Here is a 6,371-nt window from a genome sequence, read left to right as displayed (position 1 = left end):
CGCCGCCGTGCCGCGCGCCCTGCGGGCGAGTGAAGTCGAACGCGAAGTGTGAGAACTGAAGTGCGAGAACGTGAAATGCGATAGCGCAATCACGCGCGGCGCGTGTATCGAAACGCGCCGCGCGTGAGGCCGGGCGCGAAATCGTCTGAGACAACCGCAACATCACTCGCGAGGTCCGTCATGCACACTCCTCCCGACCGGCCGCTCGCCGGCATGCGCGCGCTCGTGACGGGCGTGGCCAACGCCGAATCGATCGCGTGGGGCTGCGCGCGCGCGTTCGCCGAACTCGGCGCGGAGATCGCGCTCACTTATCTCAACGACAAGGCGAAACCCTACGTCGAACCGCTCGCGCAGGAACTCGGCGCGACGCTGCTGCTCCCGCTCAACGTCGAAGACGACGCGCAACTCGACGCCGTGTTCGACGCCGTGCGCGAGCACTGGGGCTCGCTCGACATCGCGCTGCATTCCATCGCTTACGCGCCGAAGGCCGATCTGCAAGGCGGCTTGCTCGATTCGTCGGCGCAGGGTTTCGCGTATGCGATGGACGTCTCGTGCCACTCCTTCATCCGCATGGCGAAGCGCGCCGCGCCGCTGATGCCGCGCGGCGGCACGCTGTTCGCGATGAGCTACGACGGCGCGAATCGCGTCGTGCCGAATTACAACCTGATGGGGCCGGTGAAGGCGGCGCTCGAAGCGTCGTGCCGCTATCTCGCGTACGAACTCGGTCCGTTGGGCATCCGCGTGCATGCGGTTTCGCCGGGGCCGCTCAAGACGCGTGCGGCGTCGGGGCTGCCCGATTTCGACCGCATGCTGGCCGAAGCGGTCGAGCGCGCGCCGCTCGGCGAACTCGTCGACATCATGGATGTGGGCTACGCGACCGCGTATCTGGCGACGCGTTACGCGCGGCGGCTGACCGGCAACACCGTGTATATCGACGGCGGCGCGCACATCATGGCATGAAGGCCCGACGCGCGTTGCGCACAACGAAAACGCCTCGCAATGCGCGAGGCGTTTTCGTTTGCAGCGATTGCAGCGTGTGTGGGGATTGCAGCGCGTGGCCCGGCGCATCAGCTACGCGATGAAACGCGCTTACCAGCGGCGATAGCCGTCGTCGTGGCCGTAGTCGTCGCGGCGGTCGCTGCCCCAGTGACGGTCGTGCCAGCGATGGTCGTCCCAACGGCGATCGCCCCAGCGACGGTCGTCCCAACGGCGGTCGTCGTGCCAGCCGACATGGGTCGGCGCATAGACCGGCGCGGGCGCGGCGTACACGGGCGCCGGCGCGCCGATGGCGAGGCCCACGGAGACGCCGGCCATCGCGGTCTGCGATACGGCGAGGATCGTTGCACCTGCACCCAATGCGGCAATCAGCTTCGTCTTCGTGTTCATTCGGAATCTCCTTCGCTGGATGAATGGACGACTCCAATCTAGCTCGCCGCACGGCTTTCAAAATTACGAATCTGCAACAATCGTCTCGGCTTTGATGGTGCAATGAAAGGATGCAGACCGTGACGCGTGATCGCCGAAGCCCAATCATTACAGGCTTTGCACTCGATCAAGGGGATCAGGTAAGGAGTTTGCAGAGCGTGTAGATTGCGCAAATTGTTGCGTATTTCCAGCTTCGTTACGTGTGCGACGCTGAAGCGGAATTGTCAAAAAATTTCCGTTCTCGTAAGCGCTCGTAATAGTTTTCCCTACTTTTTGTAACCAACGTAACGAAAGCAAAACGTAGACTCGCCCTTCCTTCCTTTATGCGCGAAGCCTTGGGTTTCGTCTCAATCGAGGATTAGCGATGGTCTCCGAATGCAACGCCATCCGCTCGTCGCGCGCTGGCGTCGATGCGGAGCGACAGTCGAGCGCGGCGGACGCCGCGAGCGCCGCGAATGCCGCGAATTCGAAGCACGCACCCGCGCAGCCACACACCGCGCGGCCCGCTGCGGCCTCGCCGGTGCGCCGCGCCCTCAACACCTTCTTCAAGCTGCTTTATCGCCACACGCACTCGCGCGCGTGGCGTCATAACGAACGCATCGCGCACGGCGTCACGCTCGAACGCGACGCAACGGGGCGGCTCACCGGCATGCGTATCGGCGAGCACAGTCTGCCCTGCGTGAACGGCACGGCGGCGGTGCCGCTGCCCGACGCGCGCGAATGCCATCTGATCGCCACCGGTCCGTCGATCAACGAGATCGATTACCGCGCGCTCGCCATGCCGCGCGTGATGGGCGTGAACGGCGCCATCGCGCTGCAGGAGCGCGCGGGCGTGCGCTTCGACTACTACTGCATCGTCGATACGGGCTTCGCGCGGCAACGCGCCGATCTCGTCGAGCGCGTGATTCGCGAGCCGCTCACGCTGTTCGCCACGCCGGTCGTGCTCTGGCATATCGTGCAGCGCTTCGGCGTGGAGCGTCTGCGCTGCCGCGTGTTTCTCGTCGACGACATGCTGTTTCCCGCCGGCCGCCGCGCCGTCGAGAAGAACGCGCTGCGCACGGCCTACGACGAACGCGCGCTCGCGCTGTTCGACGCGCCGCAGACGCTGGGCTTCAGCCTCGATCTGCGGCGTGGCGTGTTCGACGGCTGCACTGTCGCGTACACGGGTCTGCAGGTGCTGGCGGCGCTCGGCTTTCGCCGCATCCTGCTGCACGGCGTCGATCTCGCCAACGCGGCGCTCACGCCGCGCTTCTACGAGTCGGCGGCGAACATGCAGCCGAGTCATCTCGACGAGGATTTCCGCGACATCATCGAGCCGTCGTTTCGCGGCGCGGCGGGTCTGCTCGCGCGGCGCGGCGTCGAGGTGCGCAATCTGTCGATGCAGAGCGCGCTCGGCGAGGACGTGTTTCCCAAGCTGCGCTGGCAGGCGCTGAGCGCGCACGGTGCGTCCGCACGCGAGGGCAGGGAACGGCTGCTCGCGGTCGCTTGAATGCGGGGCGCGCAGCGCCCGCTACGCACGAACGCTCAACAAGCACGCACAAAAAAGCCGGGGACATGCCCCGGCTTTTTTCATCTCGCGGTCAACGCGCCGCGCAACGGACGGCTTTACTGCACCGTCACCGCGCCGAAGTTCTGGCGGCCGAACGGGCTCACCTGATAGCCGTTCACGTTGGCGCGCGTGATGGCGGCGGCGGTCGGATAGCCGAGCGGAATCCACAGCGCCTGATCGTGAATGATCTTCTGCGCGCTCTCGTAGAGCTTCGTGCGCTTCGCCTGATCGGCGGTTGCCTTGCCGTCGGCGATCAGCTTGTCGAGCTTCGGATCGCAAAAGCGCGCGAAGTTGATGCCCGACTGCACCGCGTTGCAGCTAAAGAGCGGCGAGAGGTAGTTGTCCGGATCGCCGTTGTCGCCGGCCCAGCCCATGAAGAGCGTGTCGTGCTGGCCCTGCTTGGCTTCCTTGATCAGCTCGCCCCACTCGATCACCTTGATCTCCGCCTTCACGCCGATCTTCGCGAAATCGGCCTGCAGCAGTTCGGCGCCCGCGCGCGGATTCGGATTGAGCACGCTGCCGTTCGGGCGCACCCAGATCGTCGTCGAGAAGCCGTTGGGCACGCCCGCTTCGGCGAGCAGCGCCTTGGCCTTCGCGATGTCGTGCGGATACGGCTGGATCGTCTTGTCGTAGCCCCAGGTGATGGGCGGCCACGGATTGGTCGCGGGCGTGGCCGTGTTGTCGAACACGGTCTTCAGATACGTCGTGCGGTCGAACGCCATGTTCAGCGCCTGACGCACCTTCGGGTTGTCGAGCGGCTTCTTCTGCGTGTTGAGCGCGACGAAGGCCGTCATGAAGGCGGGCGTCTGCACGACCTTGAGCGCCTTGTCGGTCTTCGCGTCGGCCACGTCCTGCGGCTTGGGCGAGAGCGCGATCTGGCATTCGCCGGCCTTCACCTTCTGCGCGCGCACGGCGGCGTCGGGCGTGATCGCGTAGATCAGGCGGTCGACCTTGGGCTTCGGCCCCCAGTACGACGGATTCACGTCGTAGCGGATCACCGCGTCCTTCGTGTAGCTCTTGAGCTGGAACGGACCGGTGCCGACCGGCTTCGCGTTCAGGTCGAGCGGCTTGCCCGCCTTGAGCAGCTGATCGGCGTATTCGGACGAGTAGATGGACGCGAAGCCCATCGTGAGGATCGAGAGGAAGGTGGCGTTCGGCTCGTTCAGTTCGAACTTCACCGTGTTCGCGTCGACCTTGCTGACCGACTTGATGAGCTTGGGCAGGCCCATCGACTGCGCGTGCGGGAAGCCGCTCGCGCCGGCCACCTTGTGCCACGCGTTATTCGCGTCGAGCATGCGCTCGAAGGTGAAGACGACGTCGTCGGCGTTCAGCGTGTGCGTCGGCTTGAACCATTCGGTGGTCTGGAACGCCACGTTCGGGCGCAGATGGAACGTGTAGGTGAGGCCGTCGGCGCTCACGTCCCACGACTGCGCGAGCGCGGGCACGACCTTCTTCTGCGCTTCGTCGTAGCTGACGAGCGAGTTGAAGATCACGTCGGCGGAGGCGTTGGTCGTCACGAGCGAGTTGAACTGCACGACGTCGAAGCCGTCCGGGCTCGACTCGGTGCAGATCGTGAGCGGTTTCGCGAGCGCGGGCGTGGCCGCGCAGGCCAGCGCGCACAGGGCGGCGACGAGCACGGGGGCGGGCGAGGTGAAGCGCATGGGATCTCCGTTTTGCCAGGGTCTTGCCGTTGGTGTGCGGACCGGCCCGCCGTCTGCCGCGCTGCGCGCGCGGCGAACGCGCGAGGGTCCGATCGGGAAAGCTTATCGAAGGGATATGGCCCGGACAACAAATTAATCGGCATACCGTTATGGGGGGCGATCGCCCCCATGCCCCACGCGTGCAGATCCGATCTCCCCCAAGGGGGTCAATGCTGCGCAGTACGCGGCTTGCGCGGCGCGCGCTCAAAGGCGCGGTCGTAGAGCCAGCGCGGCAGCGCGCCGAGCAGGGCGGCGACCACGCGCATCGGCCACGGAAACACGGCGAACGTGCGCCCGCGCGCGATGGCGTCGGCGGCGCGCGTGGCGAAGCGGTCGGCGTCCATCAGGAACGGCATGCGGTACGGGTTCTTCGCGGTCATCGGCGTGCGGATATAGCCGGGCGCGATGGTGACCACGGGCACCTTGAACGGGCGCATCTCCACGCGCAGCGCTTCGAGATAGGCGAACGCCGCGGCCTTCGACGCGCTGTACGCGCCCGAACCCGGCAGCCCGCGCACGCCCGCCACGCTCGCGATCCCCACGAGCGTGCCGCGCCGCGTCTGCGCCATGGTCTGCGCGAACGGCTCGAAGGTGGCGACCATGCCGAAGTAATTGGTGTCCATCACGTCGCGGAACGTGGCGAGTTCGCCTTCGCCCGTGAGCGCGCCGCGGCTCACGCCCGCGTTGGCAATCACGATGTCGGGCATGCCGTGTTCGGCGATGAACGCGCGCGCGGCGGCAGCGAGCGCATCGGCGTCGCGCACGTCGGCGGGATAGATCGAAACGGGGTGTTGCGGATGAGACTGGAGAAACGCCTCGAGCGCGTCGGCGCGGCGCGCCACGAGCCCGAGGACGGCGCCGCGCCGCGCGTATTCGGCGGCGAGAGCGGCGCCGATGCCGCTCGACGCGCCGGTGATGAAAACCTTGAGCGGGTGTGTCATGCCGGCGCGCGCGCTCACATCTTCTTCGCGCGGATCTGCGAAACGAGGAAGTCCATGACCTGCAGCGTGTCCGGCAACGCCTTGTCTTCCGTCGATTGCATCAGCGCCGGGCCGGTTTCGTACTTGCCCTGGATCGCGATGGTCGGCACGCCGTCGATCTTGTACGCGTCGAGCATGGCCTTGTCGCGCTGCAGCGCGCTCTGCGTCGAGAACGAGTTGTACGCGTCCATGTACTTCTTCGGATCGACGCCTTGCGTGGCCAGGAACTTCGCCTGGTCTTCCGGCGTGAGCAGGTAGTTCTTGTTCACGTGGATTTCGTGGAACACGGCCGGCGTGAGCTTCTGCGCGAGGCCGAGCGCGTCGAGCGCGTAGTACATCTTCGAATGCGGGACGAAATCGTCACGGAAGGCAACCGGCACGCGCTTGAACACGACGTCCGGGCCCTGCTTCTTGATCCACGATTCGAGGTACGGGTCGAACGCGTTGCAGTGCGGGCAGCCGTACCAGAAGAATTCGATCACTTCGATCTTGCCCGCGGGCACGTCGAGCGGCTGCGGCGCCTTGAGCACCGTGTAGTCCTTGCTGGCGACCGGCGCGGCAGGCGAGGCGTGCGCGGCGCCGGCGATCATGGAGAGCGAGAGCAGGAGCGATCCGAGAATGCGTTTCATAGCGTGTGGTTCCACTGGACGAGGCCGGCGGCGTCCGGCCCGATGGGTGCGGCGCGCAGGCTGCGCGCGGCCGCGGCGTTGCTGGATG

6 protein-coding genes are annotated in these 6,371 nt (G+C 66.3%); 2 read left to right on the top strand and 4 right to left on the bottom strand.

Annotation, left to right across the window (positions count from 1 at the left end; all coding sequences use genetic code 11):
- Positions 1 to 180: 180 nt before the first annotated feature.
- Complete coding sequence (gene fabI, locus G3N97_RS35030) at positions 181 to 960, top strand: enoyl-ACP reductase FabI (RefSeq protein ID WP_205997422.1); 780 nt, start codon at positions 181 to 183, stop codon at positions 958 to 960.
- A 129-nt stretch (positions 961 to 1,089) separates the two neighbouring features.
- Here fabI and G3N97_RS35025 read toward each other — a convergent pair whose 3' ends face one another.
- The gene (locus tag G3N97_RS35025) at positions 1,090 to 1,386 is read right to left on the bottom strand and encodes a hypothetical protein (RefSeq protein WP_205997421.1); all 297 of its coding nucleotides are present in this window, start codon (positions 1,384 to 1,386) and stop codon (positions 1,090 to 1,092) included.
- 403 nt (positions 1,387 to 1,789) lie between these two features.
- Between G3N97_RS35025 and G3N97_RS35020 the strand changes: the two genes are divergently transcribed.
- The gene (locus G3N97_RS35020) at positions 1,790 to 2,914 is read left to right on the top strand and encodes a hypothetical protein (protein ID WP_205997420.1); all 1,125 of its coding nucleotides are present in this window, start codon (positions 1,790 to 1,792) and stop codon (positions 2,912 to 2,914) included.
- Between the two features lie 116 nt (positions 2,915 to 3,030).
- Here the strand turns inward: G3N97_RS35020 and G3N97_RS35015 are convergent, their stop codons facing one another.
- From G3N97_RS35015 to G3N97_RS35005, 3 genes are all read right to left on the bottom strand, one after another.
- Positions 3,031 to 4,635, bottom strand: a complete 1,605-nt coding sequence (locus tag G3N97_RS35015) for an ABC transporter substrate-binding protein (RefSeq protein WP_205997419.1) — start codon at positions 4,633 to 4,635, stop codon at positions 3,031 to 3,033.
- A gap of 206 nt (positions 4,636 to 4,841) precedes the next feature.
- Positions 4,842 to 5,615: an SDR family oxidoreductase gene (locus G3N97_RS35010; protein WP_205997418.1), complete on the bottom strand. Its 774-nt coding sequence runs from the start codon at positions 5,613 to 5,615 to the stop codon at positions 4,842 to 4,844.
- Positions 5,616 to 5,629: 14 nt separating this feature from the next.
- Positions 5,630 to 6,283, bottom strand: coding sequence for a thiol:disulfide interchange protein DsbA/DsbL (locus G3N97_RS35005; RefSeq protein WP_205997417.1), 654 nt, complete (start codon positions 6,281 to 6,283; stop codon positions 5,630 to 5,632).
- Positions 6,284 to 6,371: the final 88 nt, after the last annotated feature.

Origin of the sequence: Paraburkholderia sp. Ac-20347 (genome assembly GCF_017104805.1) — a bacterium.
Taxonomy (GTDB): Bacteria; Pseudomonadota; Gammaproteobacteria; order Burkholderiales; family Burkholderiaceae; genus Paraburkholderia; species Paraburkholderia tropica.
This window is presented reverse-complemented; position numbering and strand designations above follow the sequence as displayed.